Annotated in this window: 23 protein-coding genes and 2 tRNA genes; 5 read left to right on the top strand and 20 right to left on the bottom strand. The window is 69.8% G+C overall.

Annotation, left to right across the window (positions count from 1 at the left end; translation table 11 throughout):
• The first annotated feature begins 45 nt into the window (after positions 1-45).
• The gene (locus AB0M73_RS11345) at positions 46-963 is read left to right on the top strand and encodes a hypothetical protein (RefSeq protein WP_363889894.1); all 918 of its coding nucleotides are present in this window, start codon (positions 46-48) and stop codon (positions 961-963) included.
• A gap of 43 nt (positions 964-1,006) precedes the next feature.
• On the top strand, positions 1,007-3,307 hold the full coding sequence (locus tag AB0M73_RS11340) for an FdhF/YdeP family oxidoreductase (protein WP_363889891.1): 2,301 nt from the start codon (positions 1,007-1,009) through the stop codon (positions 3,305-3,307).
• 183 nt (positions 3,308-3,490) lie between these two features.
• Here AB0M73_RS11340 and AB0M73_RS11335 read toward each other — a convergent pair whose 3' ends face one another.
• On the bottom strand, positions 3,491-4,846 hold the full coding sequence (locus tag AB0M73_RS11335; RefSeq protein ID WP_363889889.1) for an OFA family MFS transporter: 1,356 nt from the start codon (positions 4,844-4,846) through the stop codon (positions 3,491-3,493).
• Positions 4,847-4,994: 148 nt separating this feature from the next.
• Between AB0M73_RS11335 and fdhD the strand changes: the two genes are divergently transcribed.
• Positions 4,995-5,819: a formate dehydrogenase accessory sulfurtransferase FdhD gene (gene fdhD / locus AB0M73_RS11330; RefSeq protein WP_363889887.1), complete on the top strand. Its 825-nt coding sequence runs from the start codon at positions 4,995-4,997 to the stop codon at positions 5,817-5,819.
• Positions 5,820-5,946: 127 nt separating this feature from the next.
• A complete protein-coding gene (lpdA, locus tag AB0M73_RS11325; RefSeq protein ID WP_363889885.1) occupies positions 5,947-7,347 on the top strand; it encodes a dihydrolipoyl dehydrogenase in 1,401 nt (466 codons plus the stop codon).
• A 100-nt stretch (positions 7,348-7,447) separates the two neighbouring features.
• Here lpdA and clpX read toward each other — a convergent pair whose 3' ends face one another.
• The 4 genes from clpX to AB0M73_RS11305 form a co-directional block, all read right to left on the bottom strand.
• Positions 7,448-8,728 carry an ATP-dependent Clp protease ATP-binding subunit ClpX gene (clpX, locus tag AB0M73_RS11320; protein WP_043718043.1) on the bottom strand — a complete coding sequence of 427 codons (1,281 nt, stop codon included), beginning with the start codon at positions 8,726-8,728 and terminating at the stop codon, positions 7,448-7,450.
• Positions 8,729-8,936: 208 nt separating this feature from the next.
• Entirely contained in the window at positions 8,937-9,566 is a 630-nt protein-coding gene (locus tag AB0M73_RS11315) for an ATP-dependent Clp protease proteolytic subunit (protein WP_043718046.1), read from the bottom strand.
• Positions 9,567-9,713: 147 nt separating this feature from the next.
• Positions 9,714-11,084 carry a trigger factor gene (gene tig / locus AB0M73_RS11310; RefSeq protein ID WP_043718048.1) on the bottom strand — a complete coding sequence of 457 codons (1,371 nt, stop codon included), beginning with the start codon at positions 11,082-11,084 and terminating at the stop codon, positions 9,714-9,716.
• A 367-nt stretch (positions 11,085-11,451) separates the two neighbouring features.
• Positions 11,452-11,525, bottom strand: a tRNA-Pro gene (locus tag AB0M73_RS11305).
• A gap of 84 nt (positions 11,526-11,609) precedes the next feature.
• Here AB0M73_RS11305 and AB0M73_RS11300 point away from each other — a divergent pair.
• Positions 11,610-11,680, top strand: a tRNA-Gly gene (locus AB0M73_RS11300).
• Positions 11,681-11,800: 120 nt separating this feature from the next.
• Here the strand turns inward: AB0M73_RS11300 and AB0M73_RS11295 are convergent.
• The 15 genes from AB0M73_RS11295 to AB0M73_RS11225 form a co-directional block, all read right to left on the bottom strand.
• On the bottom strand, positions 11,801-12,937 hold the full coding sequence (locus AB0M73_RS11295; RefSeq protein ID WP_363889880.1) for a tyrosine-type recombinase/integrase: 1,137 nt from the start codon (positions 12,935-12,937) through the stop codon (positions 11,801-11,803).
• Between the two features lie 95 nt (positions 12,938-13,032).
• Positions 13,033-13,323 carry an excisionase family DNA-binding protein gene (locus AB0M73_RS11290; protein ID WP_363889879.1) on the bottom strand — a complete coding sequence of 97 codons (291 nt, stop codon included), beginning with the start codon at positions 13,321-13,323 and terminating at the stop codon, positions 13,033-13,035.
• A gap of 228 nt (positions 13,324-13,551) precedes the next feature.
• Complete coding sequence (locus tag AB0M73_RS11285; protein WP_363889876.1) at positions 13,552-15,171, bottom strand: hypothetical protein; 1,620 nt, start codon at positions 15,169-15,171, stop codon at positions 13,552-13,554.
• A complete protein-coding gene (locus AB0M73_RS11280) occupies positions 15,168-16,235 on the bottom strand; it encodes a bifunctional DNA primase/polymerase (RefSeq protein WP_363889874.1) in 1,068 nt (355 codons plus the stop codon). The genes AB0M73_RS11285 and AB0M73_RS11280 overlap by 4 nt, the downstream gene beginning before the upstream one ends.
• A gap of 100 nt (positions 16,236-16,335) precedes the next feature.
• A complete protein-coding gene (locus AB0M73_RS11275; RefSeq protein ID WP_363889871.1) occupies positions 16,336-17,079 on the bottom strand; it encodes a hypothetical protein in 744 nt (247 codons plus the stop codon).
• A gap of 309 nt (positions 17,080-17,388) precedes the next feature.
• A complete protein-coding gene (locus AB0M73_RS11270) occupies positions 17,389-17,913 on the bottom strand; it encodes a hypothetical protein (protein WP_363889868.1) in 525 nt (174 codons plus the stop codon).
• A gap of 35 nt (positions 17,914-17,948) precedes the next feature.
• Entirely contained in the window at positions 17,949-18,887 is a 939-nt protein-coding gene (locus AB0M73_RS11265; protein ID WP_363889866.1) for a hypothetical protein, read from the bottom strand.
• Between the two features lie 38 nt (positions 18,888-18,925).
• Positions 18,926-19,147, bottom strand: coding sequence for a hypothetical protein (locus tag AB0M73_RS11260; RefSeq protein ID WP_363889864.1), 222 nt, complete (start codon positions 19,145-19,147; stop codon positions 18,926-18,928).
• A 97-nt stretch (positions 19,148-19,244) separates the two neighbouring features.
• Entirely contained in the window at positions 19,245-19,433 is a 189-nt protein-coding gene (locus tag AB0M73_RS11255) for a hypothetical protein (protein ID WP_363889861.1), read from the bottom strand.
• A 35-nt stretch (positions 19,434-19,468) separates the two neighbouring features.
• A complete protein-coding gene (locus AB0M73_RS11250) occupies positions 19,469-19,621 on the bottom strand; it encodes a hypothetical protein (RefSeq protein WP_363889860.1) in 153 nt (50 codons plus the stop codon).
• A gap of 32 nt (positions 19,622-19,653) precedes the next feature.
• Positions 19,654-19,809, bottom strand: a complete 156-nt coding sequence (locus tag AB0M73_RS11245) for a hypothetical protein (RefSeq protein ID WP_363889858.1) — start codon at positions 19,807-19,809, stop codon at positions 19,654-19,656.
• Between the two features lie 2 nt (positions 19,810-19,811).
• Complete coding sequence (locus AB0M73_RS11240; RefSeq protein WP_363889856.1) at positions 19,812-19,958, bottom strand: hypothetical protein; 147 nt, start codon at positions 19,956-19,958, stop codon at positions 19,812-19,814.
• 34 nt (positions 19,959-19,992) lie between these two features.
• Positions 19,993-20,166 carry a hypothetical protein gene (locus tag AB0M73_RS11235; protein WP_363889853.1) on the bottom strand — a complete coding sequence of 58 codons (174 nt, stop codon included), beginning with the start codon at positions 20,164-20,166 and terminating at the stop codon, positions 19,993-19,995.
• A gap of 144 nt (positions 20,167-20,310) precedes the next feature.
• The gene (locus AB0M73_RS11230; protein ID WP_363889851.1) at positions 20,311-20,547 is read right to left on the bottom strand and encodes a hypothetical protein; all 237 of its coding nucleotides are present in this window, start codon (positions 20,545-20,547) and stop codon (positions 20,311-20,313) included.
• 229 nt (positions 20,548-20,776) lie between these two features.
• Complete coding sequence (locus AB0M73_RS11225; RefSeq protein WP_363889849.1) at positions 20,777-23,065, bottom strand: hypothetical protein; 2,289 nt, start codon at positions 23,063-23,065, stop codon at positions 20,777-20,779.
• Positions 23,066-23,180: the final 115 nt, after the last annotated feature.

Raw genomic sequence — 23,180 nt, 5'->3', positions numbered from 1 at the left:
GACACCGCCGTTGCTACAGTGCTCGCGCCGAAACGGGGGGAAACCGTGGACGACATCGACCGGCATCCGGATCTGACGGATGAGAAGTGGCTGCGCGCGGCCGAGAAGCGGGCCCGACGCGCGGCCAGGAAGTCGCGCCCGCGCCGACCGGGACCGCGCTACAGCCGCCTGGTCATCCCCGTCGTGCTGGTCCTGTTCTGCGGGGCGCTGATCGTTCTCTACCGGGTCGGCTCGGTCGAGCTGCCGGCCTCGGCGGCCCCGCCGACCACCGCCGCGACGCCGACCACCACCACCGCGCCGGAGCCGACCCGGGCCGAGGCCGACGGGCACGTCGACCTGGCCCAGCCCTTCGCCGCCACGCCGGCCGCCGACTGGCCGACCGACGTCCCGGCGCCGGCCGGCAAGGCGACCGGTCCCTTCACCGCCGCCCAGGTCGCCGCCGCCTACCAGGCCGTGCGGCGCACCACCACCGAGGCGCGGCTGGACCCCGAGGTCATCCTCAAGCACGACAACACGCCGTACCTGGCCACGCTGGCCCCGGGCGTCAAGCTGCCCGACCCCGGCACCCGGCTCACCAAGATCGCCGACGGCTACCAGCTGCTGCCGGCGCCGCCCAAGGTGACCGGTGACATGACCAGTTCCGTGGGCGAGCACGGCGAACTGGTCGTGCACACCAACTTCGTCTACGCCTACGCCTTTCAGCCCGCCTCGCACCAGGCGCCGGCGACGCCGTGGGACATCGTCTCGGTCATCCACGAGAACGCCGACTACCAGATCGTGGACGGCAAGCCGTGGCCGTCGACCGAGAACTCGTACCTCTACGCGATGAACTGCGACCTGGCCCAGCAGGGACTGCTGGGCCCGCTGTACTCCGGCCCCGGGTCCGCGGCGCGGCCCGGCACGGAGTCGCCGCAGGCCTACTACGACCCCAAACACCCCGTGAACACCGGCGACCGCTGCTGACCCGCCTGGCTTTCCACCATGCGACAGGCGGACAATGGCGGTCATGACGCGCAGGCCTCCGCAGCAGGACGTCGACGAGAGCAAGATCAAGGTCGGCGAGCCGAAAACGTACGCGGCCGGGGTGAAGGGCGTGCTGGTGTCGCTCCAGCACGGCTGGGACGAGATGGGCGCCGTGCGCAGCGCCCGCACCCTGCGCCTGCTCAACCAGCGCGAGGGCTTCGACTGCCCGGGCTGCGCGTGGCCGGAGGCCCAGGGGCACCGCAAGCTGGCCGAGTTCTGCGAGAACGGGGCCAAGGCGGTCGCCGAGGAGGCCACCGTCCGGCGTGTCACGCCCGAGTTCTTCGCCCGGCACTCGGTGGCCGAACTGGCCGAGAAGACCGACTACTGGCTGGGCAAGCAGGGCCGGCTGACCGAGCCGATGGTGCTGCGTGAGGGCGCGAGCCATTACGAGCCGATCTCCTGGGACGACGCGTTCTCCCTGGTCGGCGGGGCCCTGCGTGAGCTGGACGACCCGAACGAGGCGATCTTCTACACGTCCGGGCGAACCAGCAACGAGGCCGCCTTCGCCTATCAGCTGCTGGCCCGCTCGCTCGGCACCAACAACCTGCCGGACTGCTCGAACATGTGCCACGAGTCGTCCGGGTCGGCGCTGATCCAGACCATCGGCATCGGCAAGGGCTCGGTCAGCCTGGCCGACGTCACCAATGCGGACCTGCTGCTGGTCGTCGGGCAGAACCCCGGCACCAACCACCCGCGCATGCTGTCCGCGCTGGAGGAGGCCAAGGGCAACGGCGCCACCATCGTCGCGGTGAACCCGCTGCCCGAGGCCGGGCTCATGCGGTTCAAGAACCCGCAGAACGTGCGCGGCGTCGTCGGCAAGGGCACGCCGCTGGCCGACGAGTTCTGCCAGATCCGGCTCGGCGGCGACCTTGCGTTCTTCCGCGCGCTGGGGCACCTGGTGCTCGCCGCCGAGGACGCCGCCCCGGGCACGGTGCTGGACCGGGAGTTCATCGAGTCCAGCACGCACGGCTTCGAGGAGTGGGCGGCCGACATCCGCCGGCTCGACTGGGACGAGGTGGACGCCGCCACCGGTCTCTCCCGCGAGCAGATCGCCCACGTGGCACGGCTTCTGGTCGACTCCAAGCGCACGATCATCTGCTGGGCCATGGGTCTGACCCAGCACAAGCAGTCCGTGCCCACCATCCGCGAGCTGGTCAACGTGCTGCTGATGCGCGGCATGATCGGCAAGCCCGGGGCCGGCGTATGCCCCGTGCGCGGGCACTCCAACGTCCAGGGCGATCGCACCATGGGCATCTACGAGAAGCCGGCCGAGAAGTTCCTGTCCGCTCTGGACACCGAGTTCGGCATCACCTCCCCGCGGGCGCACGGCTACGACACCGTCGAGGCCATCCACGCCATGCGGGACGGCAAGGCCAAGGTGTTCTTCGCCGTCGGCGGCAACTTCGTGTCGGCGACGCCCGACACCGAGGTCACCATGCGGGCGTTGAAGTCCATGGACCTCACCGTGCACGTGTCCACCAAGCTGAACATGTCGCACGTCGTGCCGGGCAAGGTCGCCCTCATCATGCCCACGCTCGGCCGCACCGAGCGGGACGACCAGGCCGCCGGCACCCAGTTCGTCACCGTCGAGGACTCCATGTCCGTCGTGCACCGGTCACGCGGTCGCCTCGCCCCCGCCGGACCGGCGCTGCTGTCCGAGGTCGCCATCGTCTCGCGGCTGGCCCGCGCCGTCTTCGGCTCCTCGCACACCGTGCCGTGGGAGACCTTCGAGGGCGACTACGACGTCCTGCGCGACCACATTTCCCGTGTCGTTCCCGGCTTCTCGGACTACAACGCCCGTGTCCGCGAGCCCGACGGCTTCGTGCTGCCGCATCCGCCCCGGGATTCCCGCTCCTTCCCCACCACCACCGGCAAGGCCAACTTCACGGTGAACCCGGTGCAGGTCATCGCCGTGCCCGCCGGCCGCCTGATCCTGCAGACGCTGCGCAGCCACGACCAGTACAACACCACGATCTACGGCCTCGACGACCGCTACCGCGGCGTCCACGACGGCCGCCGGGTCGTGTTCGTCAATCCCGAGGACCTTGCGGCCCTTGGCATCTCCGACGGCGCGATGGTCGACATGGTCAGCGAGTGGCCGTCCCCCGACGGTCTGGAGGAACGCCGGGTCAAGCACTTCCGCGTGATCTCCTACCCCACCGCCAAGGGCTGCGCCGCCGCCTACTTCCCCGAGGCCAATGCTTTGGTGCCGCTGAACTCCACGGCCTACACCTCCAACACCCCGACGTCCAAGGCGATCATCATCCGCCTCGAACAAAGCTGACCGTTCCTCGACTTTGTTCGTCCACAACAGACACGAAGGGCCGGAACGCATTGCGTTCCGGCCCTTCGTGTCTGTGTTGTCAGCTCTGGAAGAGCTGCGTCACCTTGACGATCAACTGGTAGAGGCCGTACGCGAACGGCAAACCAACCCACAGCCAGGCGACGGTCATGAGCGCGGTGCGGTTCACTTCGCGTCCACCTCCTCGACGGCCGGCGCGTCCGAGTTGGCCGCCGGCTCGTGGTACTTGCTGTCGACCGGCTTGATCAGCTCGTTGGCCACGAAGCCGATGACCAACAGGCCGATCATGATGAAGAAGGACAGCGCGTACAGCGAGGGACCGGACTTGCCGGCGGCCTTCTGCGCGTCGGCGATCCCGTCGATGATCAGCGGCCCGGCCACACCGGCCACTGACCACGCGGTGAGCAGGCGGCCGTGGATGGCGCCGACCTGGTAGGTGCCGAACAGGTCACGCAGGTAGGCCGGCACGGTGGAGAACCCGCCGCCGTAGAACGACAGGATCAGCATCGCGGCCAGCACGAACACGGCCTTGGACGATCCGCCGGCCAGCACCAGCACGAGGTACAGCAGCGCGCCGACCCCGAGGTAGATGCGGTACATGTTCTTGCGGCCGATGGCGTCCGAGGTGGACGACCACACGAACCGGCCGAGCATGTTGGTCAGCGACAGCAACGCGACGAAGCCCGCGGCCGGAGCCGGGCTCACCTTGAAGAAGTCGACGATCATCGGCGACGCCTTCTCCAGGATGCCGATGCCCGCGGTCACGTTCAGACACAGCACCAGCCACAGCAGCCAGAACTGCGGCGTCTTGATCGCGTTGGACGCGCTCACGTTGTTGGTGGTGATCAGCCTGTGCACGGTGGCCTGCGACGGGTCCCACCCGGCCGGCTTCCAGCCGTCGGCCGGCACCCGGACCAGGAACACACCCATCGCCATGAAGATCGCGTACACCACGCCGTGCACCGCGAACGTCGCCGCGATGCCCGAGGTGGTGGTGCCGAAGCCGGCCAGCATGGCCGTCGACCAGGGTGACGCGATCAACGCTCCGCCGCCGAAGCCCATGATCGCGATACCGGTGGCCATGCCCGGACGGTCCGGGAACCACTTGATCAGCGTCGAGACCGGCGAGATGTAGCCGATACCGAGGCCGATGCCGCCGACCAGGCCGTAGCCCACGACGACCAGCCAGAATTGTGACGTCGCCACGCCGAGCGCGGCGATCAGGAACCCAGCGCCGAACGCGACGGATGCCACCGCCATCGCCCATCGCGGTCCGTTGCGTTCGACGAGCGTGCCGCCGAAGGCCGCCGACAGGCCGAGCATGACGATCGCCAGCTGGAACGGCAGGCCGCTCTCCACCCCGTTGAGGTGAAGCGCCTTCTCCAGCGGCGTCTTGAACACGCTCCACGCGTAGGCCTGTCCGATCGACAGGTGCACGGCGAGCGCGGAGGGCGGTACGAGCCAGCGGCTCCATCCCCCCGGCGCGATCGTGCGCGAGCGATCAAGGACCCCGAGTCCCATCTCCACTGCCCTCCCAGATAGTTGAGAATGGAACCTATTGGGATCGGGTGTGACTCGGCACGACCGAGTGGCGCACGTAACGACGAACGGCACCGCTGACGCGCCGAACGGAATGAACCGAAGACTTACGAAACTGGGAGGTTCCGAAATGGGAAGGGTGACCGTCCGACGGCCGGTACTCAAGCTCTCCCACCAGGGCGAACGCTCTCGTCCGGATGCACTAGCGGCCGAAGAACCACTCGAATTGCGGATTGACGGAAAAGCGGTCGCGGTGACGATGCGAACGCCGGGCAACGATGTGGAACTGGCCCATGGCTTTTTGCTCACCGAGGGGGTGATCGGTGATCGCGAGGACATCTCGGCGGCCCGCTACTGCGCCGGAACCGGTCCCGACGGTCGAAACACGTACAATGTGCTCGAAGTCTCACTTTCCCCCGGCGTCGCCCCGCCCGACGTCGGCGTGGAGCGGAACTTCTACACCACCTCCTCCTGCGGCGTGTGCGGCAAGGCCGCCCTCGACGCCGTCCGGCTGAAGACCCGCCACGCCCCCGCCACCGACAACTGCGCCGTCTCCGTCGACGTCCTCACCACGCTGCCCGACAAGCTGCGGGCCGCTCAGAAGGTCTTCGACACCACCGGCGGTCTTCACGGCGCCGGGCTGTTCACCACCGACGGCGAGCTGCTCGTCGCCCGCGAGGACGTCGGCCGGCACAACGCCGTCGACAAGGTCGTCGGCTGGGCCGTCCAATCGGGACTGATCCCGCTGCGCGGCTGCGTCCTCATGGTCTCCGGCCGCGCCTCCTTCGAACTCGTGCAGAAGGCCGCCATGGCCGGCATCCCCATCCTGTCCGCCGTGTCCGCCCCGTCCTCGCTCGCCGCCGAGCTCGCCGACGAACAGGGCATGACCCTCATCGGCTTCCTCCGCGGCGACTCGATGAACGTCTACACCGGCGCCGACCGCGTCCTGCGCTGAGTCGGACGTGTCGGCGACACAGAGCGAAACGGCTGTGAACCGGATTCACAACCATTTCGCCGTGTGCGGCCCGCCACTGCTTGAACGTCACATCGGAGGCGGGCGTGGCGCTGACTAGGGTTGGAGCATGAGCACACACTTCGACGTCGTGGTGGTGGGGGCCGGACCCGGCGGGTACGTCGCGGCGATCCGAGCGGCGCAGCTGGGGCTGCGGACGGCGATCATCGAGGACCGGTACTGGGGCGGCGTCTGCCTGAACGTGGGCTGCATCCCGTCCAAGGCCCTGCTGCGCAACGCCGAACTGGCGCACCTGCTGACCGGCGAGGCCGAGGCCTTCGGCATCCACGCCGAGGGCGGCATCACGATGGACTTCGGCGCCGCCTTCCAGCGCAGCCGCAAGGTCGCCGACGGCCGGGTCAAGGGCGTCCACTTCCTGATGAAGAAGAACAAGATCCAGCAGTTCTTCGGCTGGGGCACGTTCACCGACGCCAACACGATCCAGGTCGCGCTGACCGACGGCGGCCAGGAGACGGTCACCTTCGACAACTGCATCCTGGCCACCGGCGCGACGACGCGGCTGCTGCCGGGCACGAAGCTGTCCGAGCGGGTGGTGACCTACGAGGAGCAGATCCTCACCGACACCCTGCCGGGCAGCATCATCATCGCCGGCGCCGGCGCGATCGGCGTCGAGTTCGCGTACGTCATGCACGGCTACGGCGTCGACGTCACCATCGTCGAGTTCCTGGACCGGCCCGTCCCGCTGGAGGACGAGGAGGTCTCGGCCGAGCTGGCCAAGCGCTACCGCAAGCTCGGCATCAAGGTGCTCACCTCGACGCGGGTCGACGCGATCGACGACTCCGGCGACAAGGTCCTGGTCACCGTCAGCAAGGACGGCCAGCAGCAGGTGCTGGAGGCCGACAAGGTGCTCCAGGCGATCGGCTTCCAGCCGCGGGTCGAGGGCTACGGCCTGGAGAAGACCGGCGTCCGGCTGACCGAGCGCGGCGCGATCGACATCGACGGCCGGGGCCGCACGAGCGTGCCGCACATCTTCGCCATCGGCGACGTCACCGCGAAGCTGATGCTGGCGCACGCCGCCGAGTCGATGGGCATCGTCGCGGCGGAGACGATCGCCGACGCGGAGACGATGGAGCTGGACTACGTGATGATCCCTCGGGCCACGTTCTGCCAGCCGCAGATCGCCAGCTTCGGCTACACCCAGAAGCAGGCCGAGGAGAAGGGCTTCGACGTCAAGGTCGCGAAGTTCCCCTTCACCGCCAACGGCAAGGCGCACGGCATCGGCGACCCCGGTGGCTTCGTCAAGATCATCGCGCACGCCACGCACGGCGAGCTGCTGGGCGCGCACATGATCGGCCCGGACGTCACGGAGCTGCTCCCGGAGCTGACGTTGGCTCAGCAGTGGGACCTGACCGTCAACGAGGTCGCCCGCAACGTGCACGCGCACCCGACCCTGAGCGAGGCCGTCAAGGAAGCCGTCCACGGCCTGGCCGGCCACATGATCAACTTCTGACGGGCGGCCGGCCCGAGCGGCCGGCGCCCGGTCGGGTCCAAGACGAAGGCCCGCCCTCCCGTTTCCGGGTGGGCGGGCCTTCGCGGTTCTGACGGTGCGGTCAGGCCGACTTCTCGCGGCGTTCGCGGCGGCTGGGCTGCCGGGCGACGATGGTCGGATTGACGTTCTCGCGCACGGTCTGCTCGGTGATGACCACCTTGGCGACGTCGGTGCGGCTGGGGATGTCGTACATCACCGGCAGCAGCACCTCCTCCATGATGGCGCGCAGGCCTCGGGCGCCGGTGCCGCGCAGGATCGCCTGGTCGGCCACGGCCTCCAGCGCGGTCTTGGTGAACTCCAGCTCGACGCCGTCCATCTCGAACAGCTTCTGGTACTGCTTCACCATCGCGTTGCGGGGCTCGGTGAGGATCTTGACCAGGGACGGCTTGTCCAGGTTGGTCACGCTGGCCACGACGGGCAGGCGGCCGATGAACTCCGGGATCAGGCCGAACTTGATCAGGTCCTCGGGCATGGTGTCGCCGAAGATGTCGGACGACTCCATCTCGGCCTTGGAGCGGATCTCGGCGCCGAAGCCGAGGCTGCGCTTGCCGACCCGGTCCTGGATGATGCGCTCGAGCCCGGCGAAGGCGCCGGCCACGATGAACAGGACGTTCGTCGTGTCGATCTGGATGAACTCCTGGTGCGGGTGCTTGCGGCCGCCCTGCGGCGGCACGCTGGCGGTGGTGCCCTCCAGGATCTTCAGCAGGGCCTGCTGCACGCCCTCGCCGGAGACATCGCGAGTGATCGACGGGTTTTCACTCTTCCGAGCGATTTTGTCGACCTCGTCGATGTAGATGATGCCGGTCTCGGCCCGCTTGACGTCGTAGTCGGCGGCCTGGATCAGCTTGAGCAGGATGTTCTCGACGTCCTCGCCGACGTATCCGGCCTCGGTCAACGCGGTGGCGTCGGCGATGGCGAACGGCACGTTGAGCAGCTTGGCCAGCGTCTGGGCGAGGTAGGTCTTGCCGCAGCCGGTCGGGCCGAGCATGAGGATGTTGGACTTGGCGAGCTCTACGCCGTCGTCCCGGCCGTCCCGGTTGCGGTCGCCCGCCTGGATGCGCTTGTAGTGGTTGTAGACCGCCACCGACAGCGTGCGCTTGGCATCGTCCTGACCGATCACGTACTGGTCGAGGAAGTCGTGGATCTCGGCCGGCTTGGGCAGCTCGTCCAGTTTGACGTCGCCCGCTTCGGCCAGCTCCTCCTCGATGATCTCGTTGCAGAGGTCGATGCATTCATCGCAGATGTACACGCCGGGACCGGCGATGAGCTTCTTCACCTGCTTCTGGCTCTTCCCGCAGAAGGAGCACTTCAGCAGGTCTCCGCCGTCACCGATACGCGCCATGACCGCTGACCTCTGTCCCCTCCGGTTCGCCGACTGTCGCCGGTCCACCTGGCTGTCACGATGGCCCGACCCACACCGATGGGTCGCGCACGTTCCCCACGACGGTACCCGCCCGCGATCGCGAGCGGGAGGACCAGCGGGCCCCGACCGTGTCGAACCAGGCGATTACTAGCCAGATTCGGCGTGTCGGACGGGGCCGCGGCCCGGTTCAGCTCTGCGCGGACAGCTTCCGGTACGGCAGCACCTCGTCGACGATGCCGTAGACCCTGGCCTCCTCGGCGGTCAGGATCTTGTCCCGGTCGATGTCCTCGGCCACCTGGTCGGGTGTCTTGTTGGTGTGCCGGGCCAGCGTGGTCTCCAGGGCGCGGCGCACCCGCTGGATCTCGTTGGCCTGGATCTCCAGGTCGGACACCTGGCCGTAGAGGCCCTCGGTGGCCGGCTGGTGGATCAGGATGCGGGAGTTGGGCAGCGCGCGGCGCTTGCCGGGGGTGCCCGCGGCGAGCAGCACGGCGGCGGCGGAGGCGGCCTGGCCGAGGCACACGGTCACGATGTCCGGGCGCACGTACTGCATGGTGTCGTAGATCGCCATCAGCGAGGTGAACGAGCCGCCGGGCGAGTTGATGTACATGATGATGTCGCGGTCGGGGTCGACCGACTCCAGGTACAGCAGCTGCGCCATCACGTCGTTGGCGGACGCGTCGTCGATCTGCACGCCGAGGAAGATGATGCGCTCCTCGAACAGCTTGTTGTAGGGGTTGGACTCCTTGACCCCGTAGCTGGTGCGCTCGACGAACGACGGCAGCACGTAGCGGGACTGGAGTGGCTGGTACTGGCTCACTGATGACTCCTGGCTTCGCTTGTCGCTTGGTCGAGCTGGCGGGCCGGGGGCCGGTGTTCCGGCGGGCGGCCCGCGTGTGGCTTGCTTCGACTTTAACGAACGCGGGCGGCGCCGACGTCCCGACGCCGCCCGCGTTCGCTCAGGGCGTCACTCCTGCTCGGCCGCCTCGTCGGAGGCTTCCTCGACGGCGGGGGCCGCCGGCGCGCCGAACAGTTCGTCCAGGTCGATGGTGTTGCCGGAGGCGTCGGTGACGGCGGCCTGGCGGACGACCGCGGCCAGCGCCTTGCCGCGGCGGACGTCGGCGAAGATGGCGCCGAGCTGGCCGGCCTGCTGGGCCCGCTGGACGTACTCGTCGGGGCTGATGCCGAAGCGCTGGGCCTGGTAGACGATGCGCTCGGAAAGCTCAGCGTCGTTGACCTGGACCTGCTCGGCGTCGGCGATGGCGTCGAGCACGAGCTGGGTCTTGACCGCGGCCTCGGCGGCGACGCGCAGCTCGCTGTCGAACTCCTCGGCCGTCTGGCCCTGCTCGGTCAGCCACTCGTTGAAGCGGTCGTCGTCGTGGTCGAAGGCGTGGACCGCGTCGTGCTTGCGGGTCTCGACCTCGGCGGCGACGACGGCCTCGGGCAGCGGCACCTCGGTGACCTCGAGGAGGGCCTCGAGGACCTTGTCGCGGGCCTGCACGCCCTGCTGCATCTTGTTGACGCGGCCGAGGCGCTCGCGCAGGTCGGCCTTGAGCTCGTCGAGGGTGTCGAACTCGCTGGCCAGCTGGGCGAACTCGTCGTCGGCCTCGGGCAGCTCGCGCTTCTTGATGTTGTCGACCTTGACGCTGACCTCGGCGTCGCGGCCTTCGTACTCGCCGGCGACGAGCTGGGTGGTGAAGGTCTTGGTCTCGCCGGCCTCGGCGCCGATGAGGGCGTCGTCGATGCCTTCGACGAGCTGGCCGGAGCCGATCTCGTAGGACAGGCCGGTGGTGCGGGCCTCTTCGACCTCGTTGCCGTCGACGGAGGCGGACAGGTCGACGGTGACGAAGTCGCCGTTCTCGGCCGGGCGGTCGACGCCGGTCAGGGTGCCGAAGCGGGCGCGCAGCTCGTCGAGCTGCTTGTCCACGTCGTCGTCGGCGATCTCGATGTCGTCGACGCTGACGGCGAGCTCGCCGAAGGCCGGGATGGTGATGTCGGGGCGGATGTCGACCTCGGCGGTGAACGCCAGGTGGTCGCCGTCCTCGATCTTGGTGACCTCGATGTCGGGGCGGCCCAGCGCCCGGACCTCGCCGGCGTTCACGGCTTCCATGTACTTGGCCGGGATCGCCTCGTTGACCACCTCGTCCAGCACCGGGGCGCGCCCGATGCGCGACTCCAGCACGCGCGGCGGCACCTTGCCCTGGCGGAAGCCCGGAATGCGGACCTGGCCGGCGAGCTTGCGGTAGGCCCGGTCGAAGTTGGGCTTCAACTCGTCGAACGGCACCTCGACGTTGATCCGGACCCTGGTCGGGCTCAGCTGTTCGACGGTGCTCTTCAACGTGGTCTCCTCGTACGAGCAAATGCGTGCACAGTGCTCCCGACCGCACAGCGCCCCGGGATTGGATACCTAAGTCTAGGTCGACCAGGAAGAGCGAAGCTCCCGACCCCCACGCCAGCGACCAAGCACCGCGATCACCACGCACCCACCACACACAAGGCCGCACCACCACGGCACACGCACGCAACGACCACGCCCACGTACGCACCCACGAAGACAGCGTGTAGGCCGCAGGCCACACGCTGGGGGTCCAGGGGGCGGAGCCCCTTGGCTCGGGGCCTGGGGCGGGAGCCCCAGAAGACATCGCCGGCGATAACGGCGAACGGGACCGCCAAAGGCGGCCCCGTGAGCACACTTCACCCAATCGTCGGGGTGGCGGGATTTGAACCCACGGCCCCTCGCTCCCAAAGCGAGTGCGCTACCAAACTGCGCCACACCCCGTTCGCGCCGTGTTGTCGATGGCGCGTGCATGAGAGTAGCGCGACCCGCTAAGCTCCCGCATGCACCCGGTCGGTTGGGTGCGGTGCGGGTGTAGCTCAATGGCAGAGCTCCAGCCTTCCAAGCTGGCCATGCGGGTTCGATTCCCGTCACCCGCTCAAAACTACTCGGGCCCAGGTCACACGGGCATTCCCGCGTGCCTGGGCCCACCTTCGGCCGATGGCGAACCTGGGCTACGTGCCAGTTCCGTGCCAGATTGCACCGCCTGCCGCCCGGTTTTAGGCTGTCGCCTCCCCCTCGGCCTCCGCGATCCCCTTCCGGATCAGTGTGTCGAGCGCCACAGCGATCTCCACGTCCCGCTCGCTCGCAGCGTGCTGGTAGATCAGCGCTGCGCGGGTGCTGGACTGCCCCAGCCTCGACATGAGCTCACGGAGCGTGGCACCGGTCCGGGCCGTGAGCGTCGCACCGGCGTGCCGGAGATCGTGCAGGTGCAGCTCCGGGTTGACGCCAGCCGCAGCACGAGCCGGCTTCCACACCTTGGAGTTGAAGTTCTGGCGCCGCGGCGTGGCCCCCTTGGGCCCCCGAAAGAGGCGACCGTGGGGCTCCGGGTCAACGAAACCGCCCTTCCCATCCATTGCGAGGTGTGCTCGGATATCCGGCAAGATCAGCGACGGCAGGGCAACGGTGCGATTGCCCGCCTCTGACTTCGGCCCCTTCAGCACCTGCTCGCCGGTACCAAGTTGCGCCACTGCCCGTCTGACCAACAACACCGGCACGCCGTCGTCGATCAGGTCGTCCGGATCAACACCTGCCGCAACTTCCGCCGCCGTCGGTCGGCGGGGTGGAGGCAGCAGCAAGTCGGTCTTCCGCAGGGCTATCAGCTCGCCGAACCGCAGCTGGCCGAACGCGGCCAGCAACACGAGCAACCGGTAGCGGCGTGCAATCGCATGGGCAATCGCGAAAACCTCTACCACCGTGACCGTCGGTCGCTCGGGTGCGTGTTCCTGCCCAGCGCCCTTGATCCGACATGGGTTGCGTCGAATCAGCTCGTCGTCATCCACGGCGGTGTTCAGCACGGCACGCAGGAACCGATAGACCTTGGCTACGGTCGTCGCCCCGACCCGGTCCTTCAGCATGTCCATACGCCACCTTCGCACCATGGCGGGCGTCAGCTCGGACAACATCAGATCACCGATACGAGGCTTGATGTGGTTGCGAACGAACCCCTGGTATAGCTCGATCGTGCGGAGCTCAAGACCGCGCTCTGCGATCCACTGAAGACAGTAAGTGGTGATGGCGATCTTCCCGGCGTCCGGGTCGGTCCACTCGTCGCGACGTAGGTCCGTCTCAATGTCGCCCAGGAAGTCTTCGGCATCTCCCTTGGTATCGAACGTCTCCGGTGCCGGACGCAGCATGCCGTCAGGGTCGGGATACCTGGCCTGCCAACGCCCCGACGCGAGCTGACGAACGCTACCGAACCGCCGCTTTCGCCCACGGCTGTTACCGCCCATCAGGCAGCCCTCCCCCGCCTGTGCTCCGCGCGAACCGCGACCGTGCAGGATTCGATGTACCCAGCAAGGACACTTTCCGCGATCCGAACGTGCCGGCCGAACTTCGCGAACGCGATACGTCGCTCCTCAATCAGTCGCCGAACAAATCGCACCGTCGTCCCAAGCCGTTCGGCGGCCTGTTCGACGTTGAGGTACCGCTCTGGTGTCGCCCGTGGAGAGTCACGTACAACGCGGCGTTCAGGTGCAATGGTCGCGTCCGCAGACAACCTGTGATTGAGCTTTCGGGCCATCTCAAGGACTCCCCTCGTGCGCAGCGACGCCCGACGGCGCCGCGTGGTGGTCGTTCTCCCTCGCGTGCGCTGCCGGCGGGGGCAACGCGGGACAAACCCGCAAACCCGCAACCAGCCCGCTACAAGCCTGTGACCAGGCAAAACAGGGTGCGGGTTTCGGTGCGGGCAAACCCGCAGAAACCCGCACCCAAACCCGCAATCCGCCGCAAACCCGCAACCGCGGCCCCGTCAGTCCTCCCGGCGCTCGACCCAGAACACGCGGGCGTTGGCGTGGCTGTCCATCCCGGACCGCAGCACGTGCGTGCCGTGCCACCGGCCAACATGGCCGGTCAGCGTGCGGCCGAGGCTCTTCGCCGACGGCGGCCGGCCGAGGTCGTCGGTGAGGAACGCGCCTTCGAACGGGTCCACCGGCTGGCCGCCGACCAGGTCGATCTCGGCCTGCATTCGCAGGGCCCGCGCGGACAACGGCGTTGAGCCGTTGATCTCGTGCCAGCGGGCCAGGAACGCGACCCATTCCGCGTTCTCGTCGTCGGCTTCGCGGACCTCGGCGAGGTTGTCCAGGAAGCCGTCGATCCCGTGGTGCGCCAGCACACCGCCGGTGGCCTGCGCCCATGAGGTGAACTGCCTCATCGTGTGACCCGACCTCGGTGCGCCGGCCCCGATCCAGTCCATGACCAGGATCAGCAGGTGCCGCAGCACCGTCGTGCGGTTCTCCGGGACCTTGAGCCAGCTGTCCAGATGCGGGATGCCGAAGCCGGACTGGTCGCGCTGGTCGGGGTGCGGGTCGTTCGGGTCCAGCCTGACCAACACGGTGCGGGTGGCCATGTCTCCGCCCAACCGGATGTTGTTCCCGGTCGCCAACCACAACCGGTCGTTGGTCGCGCTGAAACCGGCGCCGCTGGATCCGAGCATGCGGGCGGACCATTCCGGCGAGGTGAGCAACTGCGCCAGCACGGCGGAGGCGACGATGCCGCCTTCGGCGATGTTGTCCCACAGCATGATCGGCGCGGGCGCGTGCAGGGCGCTGGTGATGGACTTTTCCAGCTCGGCGTCGTCGCCTTTGCGCCACACCAGTGTTTTCGATCCGTACAGGTAGCCGAGGATCTCCGCCAGCAGCGTCTTGCCGCTGGATTGGGTGGTGGCGGAGATCAGGCCGAACGGCGTCAAGCACCGCAGATAGGGCCGCAGGATCGGCGCGAGCAGCAGCCCTACGTGGTTGGCCTTGTCGGCGGTGTCGACGAACGGGAAGTCCCGCAGCAGCTGACCGAGTACGAACGCGCGGGCCTCGGTGACCTGCTCGGCGGTCGGTTCGGCCGGAATGGGTGGGACGCTGATTTTCGGCGCGTAGTACAGGCCGGTGGCGGGGTCGTAGCCGGTGGTCTGCAACAGGGTTCCGTCCGGTCGCAGCACCGGGGATCCGACGATTCCCAGCAGTGGCCGCACGCCGGGCCAGTAGCGGTGCGACAGGACCGCGGCCAGGGTCGTTTTCGTGGGTGAGTCCTCCGTCTTCTCGTCCTTGCGGACGCGGTAGCAGTAGGTGTGGTGTGCGAGCAGGAACGCCAGCGACGACGCCGTGAGCGGGTCGGCGGCGGTGGGCAACGGCTGGTCGGCGCTGCCGGCGCCCGGGGTGGTGTGTCCGGAGACGCGGGAGAGGTGGACCAGCTGGCCGCCGGTGACGAACACGTCGGGCAGCACCCCGCCGGTGGCGATGGCGGTGGTCAGCGCGCGGATCGCCTCGGCGTCGCTGCCCAGGTAGATCGCCGGCTTGTCCGCAGGCAGGCCGGCGTCGTCGCTGGTGTGCTGCTGGTCGACGTGGTCGGGGGCGGGTGGTTCGACGGTGCTGGTCACGCGGCGCTCCGGAGGTGCGGGAGACGGGGATGGCGGAAGCCGGACGCGATGGCGTAGCGGATCTCCCCGGCGGGCAGGGCGCAGGCGTGCGCGGCGGCCGACAGACCGTTTTCCACTTGGGCCCGGTCGATCCACCCAGCCTCGGTCATGCCGGCCAGACGGCTGGCACTGCGGAACAGCTTGCGGTTGCGGCCGTCACCGGCCGCCATGTCGGCGAGTTCGTCGCAGGCCGACCGCAGCGCGCCGGCGGCGTAGCGGCCTTCCCGGCCGCTGCCGGGCACGGGCCGGATCAGCGGCCTGGGCCCGGGCGCCGGCCGGACGAGGTCGGCCTGGCGGTCGTGACCGGTGCCGGCCAGCACCTCACACAGCCAGGCAGGCATCGGCGCGGCGTCCAGCGCGGTGGAGATCCGCTCGTACCGGCCGGCGGTGGTGACGCTGCCGGGGATGACCACGTAGCCGCCGTAGGCCTTGACGTCGACCTGCCAACCCAGGCAGAGCTTCGGCAGGGTGCCGTCGTCGCGGGGCTTGCCGCGGCTGCCTTTCCACCGGCCGGGCACCGCGCGGTAGAGCTGGTGCAGGCCGTCGCCGGCGGTGTGGGTGGTCAGGGTGTGGTCGGTGTCCAGGCCGGTGCCGTGCAGCGCGGCCAGCGTGGCGTAGACATCGATCCCGTCGGCGGGCGGCGGGGTCGCCTCGGGCCAGTCCAGGACGGTCAGCGGTTGGGTGGGCGGGGTGCCGCCGTGGTTGTCCATGTCGACGGCGATCAGGCCGGAGCGGTCGAGGTTGAGCGCCCACACGCCCGATTGCCAGCGTCGGCCCCAGCGGGTGATGACGTCGGGGTCGTTGGTGGCGGCCCACACGCCGTGGCACAGCGCCCCGTCGCCACGCGCCAGGCAGGCGCAGTCGGCGGCGGTATGGCCGTCGCCGTTCTTGCCGCAGGGGCGGCAGCCTCCGAGCGGGGTCTTGGTGCCGGGGTTGAGGGGCAGCACGTGCCACCCGTGGTGGGTCGCCATCCACAGCGCCACCGTCGCGGCGGCGCCCGGCACGGCGGGCGTGGGTGTGGGCATGGTCGATCGACCCCCAATCCGAGGAATCCTCGATAGGTGGCGGGTGAGGCGGTGGGGCGGGTCGGGCCGAGGGCGGGTGGTCACCTCGGCCCGACCCGGGTCAGGCGGCCGGCGTCGCCGGCGGGATGCCGGTCAGGGCGGCCATGGCGTGTCGAACGCGGTCGGGCCAGTCCCGGCCGGCGTAGTGGGCGACGTCCAGCAGCGGCAGGAACGGGCCCACCCGGCCGGCAGGGAGCAGGTCGGCGGGCACCGGCGGCGGGAACGTCTTGTCGTCGGCGTCGATCAGCCACTGCCACAGCGCCGGCCGCAGGTCGAGCCGGCCCGGTGCCGGGCCCGGGGCCGGTGGCGTGGCCGGGGTGGCCAGCCGGATGACCAGCGACCGCGCGGCCAGCTCGGAGGGCGGCTCCGCCTCGGTTGCCAGCGCGGCCATCAGGAACAGGTTCGCGGACCGGGCCCGGTGGGTGTGGTCGGCCACGAGCTGCATGGCCTTGCTGTCGCGGCACAGGATGCGGGCGCCGACGTCGTCGATGACCAGGGTGGTGGGCCAGTAGGCCAGCGCTGTGCGGATGGCGGCAGCGGTGTGTCGCTCGGACGGGACCGGGTAGTCGCTCAGCGAGGCGACGGCGTTGAGCAGCCTCGTCTTGCCGGCCTTGGCCGGGCCGGTGATCACGAGCAACGGCGTCTGGTCGCACGCCCATGGGGCCCAGGTGGCGGCGGTCCACAGGGTGACGGCGTCGGCCTGGTGGTCGGTCAGTGCGGGCACGCGCCGGGTGAGGTGCTGGCGGATCGTGTCCAGCGGCGGGTCGTGGATCGGGCGTGTCGGGTCCGGGTCGGTCGCGGTCACGTCATGGTCCTTTGGTCGGTTCGTGCTGGTCAGGTGGGGTGTCGGTCGGCGAAAGGAGGCCCTACTACCCCGCGCGGGGTAGTAGGGCCTCGGTTGATCGGTGCGACCCGGGAGCCGCCGGGTGCGGGTGTTGCGGGTTGGGTGCGGGTTTCAAACCCGCCGATTCCGCCAAACCCGCACCCAAACCCGCACCCCGTCTTCGCAGGTCAGGCCTCTTGTTCGGGGGTCGGTTGCGGGTTTGCGGGTTTCTTTTCAACCCTGAGGAGGGTTAGGGGTTGGTAGCGGGCTCCAGTGCCTCGCCGGTGGCGGTCAGGACATCGGCGATGCCGCTGCTGGCCCAGCGTCGCCGCCGCGGTCGTCGGGGTCCGTGGCGGTGTCGCGGAGCAGGTCGCTCACGGCGTGGCTGCGCAGCTCGTTGAGCGCGAAGTCGACCTCCTCCAACGCACGCAGCAGCTCCGCCGCCTGCCGTCCACGCAGCGTTCCGCGACGGCTGTAGTGGAAGGTGTCCTCGGTTGCGGTCAGCAGGTGCACCGCGAGCTGGACCGCGTCGGTGCGGGTGAGCCGGACGGGGTGCTGTCCGGTGCGGTCGGGCTTGTAGTTGGTGTCGACCTCCACCAGCTCGCGGGCGCCCGTGCTGTCGGCGTAGTCGATGTCCTCGCCGTCGGACACCGGGTCGGCGGTCTCCACGGTGATGACGGCGACGGACACGGTGTTGGGCCAGTCCTCCACATCGCCGGTGCTCCAGCCCCGCACGGCGGCGGTGAACGGCAGGCTCCGCGTGGCCGGCGGGGTCGCCGCGCCGTCGGCGTCGTCATGGTCGGTGGGTGTGCTCATCCACATCACTCCCGGATCGGTGTAGGGGCCGGTGGTCAGCGGGGGTCGAGCGCGGTGTCGGCGGGCATGCGGGTCGCGTCCAGCTGTCCCAGCACGGCGCAGCGCAGGTCGGCGTCCTGTTGCATGACCGGCGGCCGGCCGAACAACAGCGTGCCGACGGCGACCAGGAACACGCGGATGACGGCGTCGCTGCCCTTCTTGGTGCGGGGCGACTGGTAGAGCAGGTAGCGGGCGGTTTGCCACTCCCACAGCCGGGCGCGGTGGTCGTCCTCGTCGAGCGCGTTGGCCAGGCGCCGCAACGCCTCGGCGTGCAGGGTGTCCGCGTCGTCGTCGTGCGCCGACACGGCGAACAGCAGCTCGCCGCCGATCTCCATGCGGCTCACGTCGTGGCCTCGGCCCCCGACCCGGATCACGAGCTGGCGGGCGAGCGCGGCGGCGGGCTCGCCGCGCACCAACCGGTTGCCCATCACCCGGCGCCCGTCCGGCAGCAGGACCTCGTTGCGCAGCACATCCTCGCCGGGGGCTTCGGCGTCGAACCGCGCGTGCGCGGCCCGGCCGTAGCGGTCCATGATCCGGCTGGCCGGCGTCGCCGTCCCACCCCGGTAGGTGCGGGTGGCGGGGTCCCATTCGGCTCCGGCGCGCAGCCGGCCCAGGGTGCCGAGGCGGTCGAAGTTGGGGTCGCTGCGCAGCGGGGTGCGGAAGCGTTCGGCGTCCAGTTTGATGCCGATACCGAGCCGGCCGGGCGCGGTCAGCGCCAGCTGGTAGCGCCACTGGATCAGCTCGGCCAGGCTGCGCCGCAGCATCAGGACGCGCCCGTCCGGGTCGGCGGCGGGCAGCTGCTCGGCCAGCCGCTGCCGCAACGCCTCGGCCGCGTCGGCCTGGTGGTGAGCGAACTGGCGGACACGGGCCAGCTCAGCCGGGTCGGTCGAACGCAGGGCCAGGTCGGGCGTGGGGAAGTTGTCGTGCGTGATCACGGGGCTCCCTTCGCGATGGGGGAACGAACGCGGGCGGCTCACGCGTCGTGGATGGACTTGAAGCTGTTGGCCAGCGCCCGGGTGCAGGCACCCGGGTGGACGTTGGCCTTGCCGGCCCTGGCTCCGCCGATCGCCCTCTCGCAGACGACGCAGACCGCGCCGCCGGTGGTGGCGACGGCACGGTTGACGACGTCGCCGACGGCCTTGCGGCCCTTGGCGCGCATCGTGGGGGTCTTGCTGGATACGGTGAAAAAGCCCATGACGGGGCTCCTCTCGTGAAGGGGGGTTCGGTTGGGGTGGTGAGACCCGGTCCGGCGGGCTGTTCTTGGCGGAAGGGACCGCCGGACCGGGGCGGGATCAGCGGACGTCGCGCACCTGGCGGGCCGGGCCCGACAGGTAGCCGGCGCGGCCCGTCTTGACGTTGACCGCGTCGAACTGGCGGAAGCCGTCCGACCGCTTGGTGATGTTGGTGACGCGCCACCAGCCGCCGGTCTCGCCCTTGATGACGTCGCCGATGTCGATCTGGTCGTGCCGCTTGCTGGCCATGAGTGATCTCCCTCTGTGTGGGTGGTTGTGCTGGATCAGCCGGCCTGGTGGCCGTCGTCGTGGTGCTCGCGTGCTCGGACGCTGGCGGCGTGGCGGTCGCAGCCGCACCGCTCACCGGGTGCGGGGCCGTCGCCGAAGTGGCAGCGGCCGTCGATGCAGTCGCCGCACGTCTCGTCGATGTCGTCCATGTCGGGTGCGCCTTCCGCGCTGGTGGTGCGGGTCAACGGGCGTCGTGGCCGTCCCGGTGCGCGTCGGCCTCCATGCCCGCCTCGACGGTGTTGCGGCGGATACGGCCTTCCCATCCGCAGGTGCAGCGGGCCTGGACGCTGCCCGGGATGTCGCCGTCGTAGACCTCGGTCACGTGCTTGCCGGCCACGCTCACCACCCCGGGGGCATGACGACGACGTTGCCGGCGGCGTCGGTGATCGGCGCGGGCGGCTGCGGGTTCAGCGGTTCGGGGTCGCGGCCGTCGGTGGGGCGCGTCCACCACGTCCCGTAGGCCCATTGGCGCGGGTCGAGCGACAAGGTTGGTCTCCGATCGGTTGGTGTGGTCAGCCGGTCAGCGCGTGCCGTGACGCCGGTTGACCAAGGCGAAGTAGGCGGTGGTGCCGAACGGCGGGCACGAACACGGCGTGGTCTGGCACAGCACGCACGTCGGGCACGGGCTGTCGAGATCGGCGGCGATGACGCCGCCGAGGGCGGTCACGACGTCAGCGGCGGTGCGCTTGGCCATGGCGGGCTCCTGGTTGGTCGGGTCTCCTCAGGCCGGTCTCAATCCCGGCGACGCCTCACGGCGTTTCGACCAGTGCTCAGATGTCGAGGTCGGTACGGTCCGATGGACCGTGCCCCTCCGGTCGATGGCCGATGTGGTGACGGATCAGCGGTGGCGGTCGGTGTCGTCTCGCCGGTCCCGGTCTGCGGCGCGGTCCTGGCGGGTGCGCAGCCCCCGGCGGGCTTCCTCGAACTCGCGGGACAGCCAGTTCCACGCCCGGCGCCCGGTCCGCAGCCGAAACCCGATGCCGCGACAGCGCAGGCACGGTCGGACGCCGCCGAAACGAACGCGGATCCGGCCCATGCCCTCGCAGTGCTTGCACCGCCGGACCGGGAACACCATGCACAACAGCATGTAACCGACAGTGACAAGGATCGGAAGTAGCGTCAGCAGCCCGGAAAGATCAACACCGGGAGTGGCGGTAGCGGCCAACAGGACAGTCACAGTGCCTCCAGAAGGGTTTTGCCAGGTCGCAGGGGTGCCGCCGCTACCCGCTACATCGGGACATAGCCGCTGACCAGGGCGGTAGCGGCGGAGGTAGCGGCGGCGCTACCCCGTAGCGGGGCCGCCGCTACTTCTCGCCGGCCGCGCGGGCCGCGAGAACGGCGTCGAGGTGCTCGGTCTTGCAGCCCTTGCGGACCGCCCCACCCCGGTTAATGTTCACGCTCTGTACACGAAGAGCGCGGAGTTGCGCGGAGATCGCCTCGCCCGTGACGTCGGCGTAGTGCTCGGGCATCCGGTCGGCCAACCGCTCCGCCATCTCGTCCCAGTGCAGGCCCTTCTCGCCCGCGTTGACCACCGAACGGGCGTCGGCCAGCACGTCACGGACCTCCCGGTCGAGGTCTTCGCCGGCGGCGTGCCCGGTCAGCGTGCCCAGGGCCAGGCGGTGCTTGCGGGCGGCGAGCAGGATCTTCTCGGCGTCGGCGTGATCGGCCAGATACGTCCGCACCACCGGGGTCTCGTCGGTGGCGCCGTAGAGAATGCCCACGCCGCGGTAGCGGGTGCCGGTGGGCAGCGCGGAGGCGTCGTAGCCCTCGGCGTAGGCGTCGCCGCCCAACACCGCCTCGGACACGTTGCGGTTGCCGCACTTGAGGGCGAACCGCACGGCGTGGTTGTCGCGGTAGCGGTTGAACAGCCGCGACACGTCGCCGGCCCCGACACCGGACGGCTTCTGCGACGACGACAGCAGGATGACCCCGGCCGACGGGCCCACCGCCATGATGTAGGACAGCAGCCGGGCGACTTCCTTGTTGGTGTCCTGGTCGTCCAGCTCGAAGTAGACCTGGAACTCCTCCATCACCAGCATCCACACCCGCAGCTGCGGGTACTTGTGCGACAGCTCCCGGGTGAGCTTGCCCTCCGGGCACTCGGTGACCGGCAGCGCGGCGAGGAACTCGTTGACGCCCTGGATGTGGCGCTCGATCTCGCGGAGCGCCTCCAGCAGGTGCTCCACCGGGTCGGTGTCGCGGTTGTTGGCCACGGTCCCGAACACCATCCGGTGCGCGACCAACTTGAACTTGTCCCAGTCCGGGGAGTTCTTGCCGTCCACCACCGTCATCCGCACGTACGGGTCCAGGGCAGCGAACAGGGCCAACGCGCGGGCGGAGAACGTCTTGCCCTTGCGGGGCTGCGCCCCCACCAGGACGCTGATCCACATCAGGTCCAGCCGCACCGGCCGCCCGCGCTCATCCAGGCCGAACGGCGCGGCATTCCAGATGTCGCGCTGTTTGCCGTCGATCAGCGGCGAGCGTCCGGCCGGGATGGACAGCGGGTCCTGGTCGGTGACGAACAGGCAGTGGCGGCGGTGTGAGGAGTCATCAGGTGTGAGGAACACCTGGTTGATCGACACGTCCAGGCCGGATGCGATCGCTGACTTGGCCTTCATGACGTCGTCGAATCCCTTGCCGTACGGGAGATCGATGACCACCCGCGACCCCGTGCCGGACCCGTCGCGGGCCATGACCGACCCGAAACTGATCTTCTGCGCCGGCTTGTCCGGGTGGCCCAGGCCGGCCGCGTAGTAGGCGCGCAGCACGATGTCGGCGTTGATCCGGCGGTGCCGCCCGGACACCAGTGCCTTGGCCACGATCGGCCGGTCCGCAGGCCGGCCCAGACGGGCCAAACCGGTTGCGGCAGCGGCGATCCCGGCCGCGCACACCCACCCCGGCAGGTGCGCCCACGCCGTCGGCAGCACTACGGCCAGGCCGGCGACCTCGGCGAGCAGGACGCCGCCGCGCCAGAACCGCACCGTGCGGACCTCGCGGTGCAGCTGCATCCAGCCGGCGGGGTCGTCGGCGGCGGCGGTGTTCTGCCGCAGGGTGTGCTGTTCGGACACCCACCACCAGCGCAGTTGCCGCCCGGCCAGCCGGCCCAGGCCGACCGTGGCCCACCAGCTGGTCTTCGCCCCGTAGATCGGGGACCGGACCGCGTGGTAGGCCGCGATGTAGGCGGCGCGGTCGAGCTGGTGGCGTGCGGTGGAGCGGATGTTGGCCCAGCCGTGCAGCGACGACGGGATGACCGGGCGCCGGGTCTCCTTGCCGGCGACCACGACCGCGCCGCCCCGGGTGTCGACGACCGCCCCGCCCTCGGTGGGCTCGGCGTCCAGCTCGACGTCGAAGTGGCCGTCCTCGACCACCACAGCGGGGTCGGGGGTGTCTTGGACGGCGGTGACGCCGTGGTCGCACGTGCCGCAGCAGTGCACGCCGTCGTGCAGCTGCTGCAACTGGTCGCAGGTGGCCTGCGGGGTCTCGCACACCGCGCACGGGGCGGCGGTGTTCCGGTCGGCGCGCACGGGCAAGACCCGGACATTGTCGAAGTGCTGGTCGTCTGGGTCGGGCATGCCGACCGGAGTGGTGGACATCAGCTTGTCTCCTCCCCTTGCCGGGGGTCGGTGAAGTGAGCGGGTGGGGGCACAGCAGCAGCCGGCCCCCGCCGAAACGGGGGCCGGGCAAGACACAACAGCGGTGATGCGGTGG

This window comes from Kutzneria sp. NPDC051319, assembly GCF_040682195.1.
Classification (GTDB): Bacteria; Actinomycetota; Actinomycetes; order Mycobacteriales; family Pseudonocardiaceae; genus Kutzneria.
The sequence above is the reverse complement of the archived record's forward strand: the minus strand, read 5'-3'. Positions and strand labels throughout refer to the sequence as shown.

Bases quoted from the DNA above. Each gene is read 5' to 3' on its own strand.
- AB0M73_RS11250 (WP_363889860.1), bottom strand. From the start codon at position 19,621: ATGGACGACATCGACGAGACGTGCGGCGACTGCATCGACGGCCGCTGC.
- AB0M73_RS11230 (WP_363889851.1), bottom strand. From the start codon at position 20,547: ATGGTGTTCCCGGTCCGGCGGTGCAAGCACTGCGAGGGCATGGGCCGG.
- AB0M73_RS11295 (WP_363889880.1), bottom strand. From the start codon at position 12,937: ATGCTGCGTCCGGCACCGGAGACGTTCGATACCAAGGGAGATGCCGAA.
- clpX (WP_043718043.1), bottom strand. From the start codon at position 8,728: ATGGCGCGTATCGGTGACGGCGGAGACCTGCTGAAGTGCTCCTTCTGC.
- AB0M73_RS11270 (WP_363889868.1), bottom strand. From the start codon at position 17,913: ATGAGCACACCCACCGACCATGACGACGCCGACGGCGCGGCGACCCCG.
- fdhD (WP_363889887.1), top strand. From the start codon at position 4,995: ATGGGAAGGGTGACCGTCCGACGGCCGGTACTCAAGCTCTCCCACCAG.
- AB0M73_RS11255 (WP_363889861.1), bottom strand. From the start codon at position 19,433: ATGGCCAGCAAGCGGCACGACCAGATCGACATCGGCGACGTCATCAAG.
- lpdA (WP_363889885.1), top strand. From the start codon at position 5,947: ATGAGCACACACTTCGACGTCGTGGTGGTGGGGGCCGGACCCGGCGGG.
- AB0M73_RS11340 (WP_363889891.1), top strand. From the start codon at position 1,007: ATGACGCGCAGGCCTCCGCAGCAGGACGTCGACGAGAGCAAGATCAAG.
- AB0M73_RS11225 (WP_363889849.1), bottom strand. From the start codon at position 23,065: ATGTCCACCACTCCGGTCGGCATGCCCGACCCAGACGACCAGCACTTC.
- AB0M73_RS11235 (WP_363889853.1), bottom strand. From the start codon at position 20,166: ATGGCCAAGCGCACCGCCGCTGACGTCGTGACCGCCCTCGGCGGCGTC.
- AB0M73_RS11280 (WP_363889874.1), bottom strand. From the start codon at position 16,235: ATGCCCACACCCACGCCCGCCGTGCCGGGCGCCGCCGCGACGGTGGCG.
- AB0M73_RS11290 (WP_363889879.1), bottom strand. From the start codon at position 13,323: ATGGCCCGAAAGCTCAATCACAGGTTGTCTGCGGACGCGACCATTGCA.
- AB0M73_RS11335 (WP_363889889.1), bottom strand. From the start codon at position 4,846: ATGGGACTCGGGGTCCTTGATCGCTCGCGCACGATCGCGCCGGGGGGA.
- AB0M73_RS11260 (WP_363889864.1), bottom strand. From the start codon at position 19,147: ATGGGCTTTTTCACCGTATCCAGCAAGACCCCCACGATGCGCGCCAAG.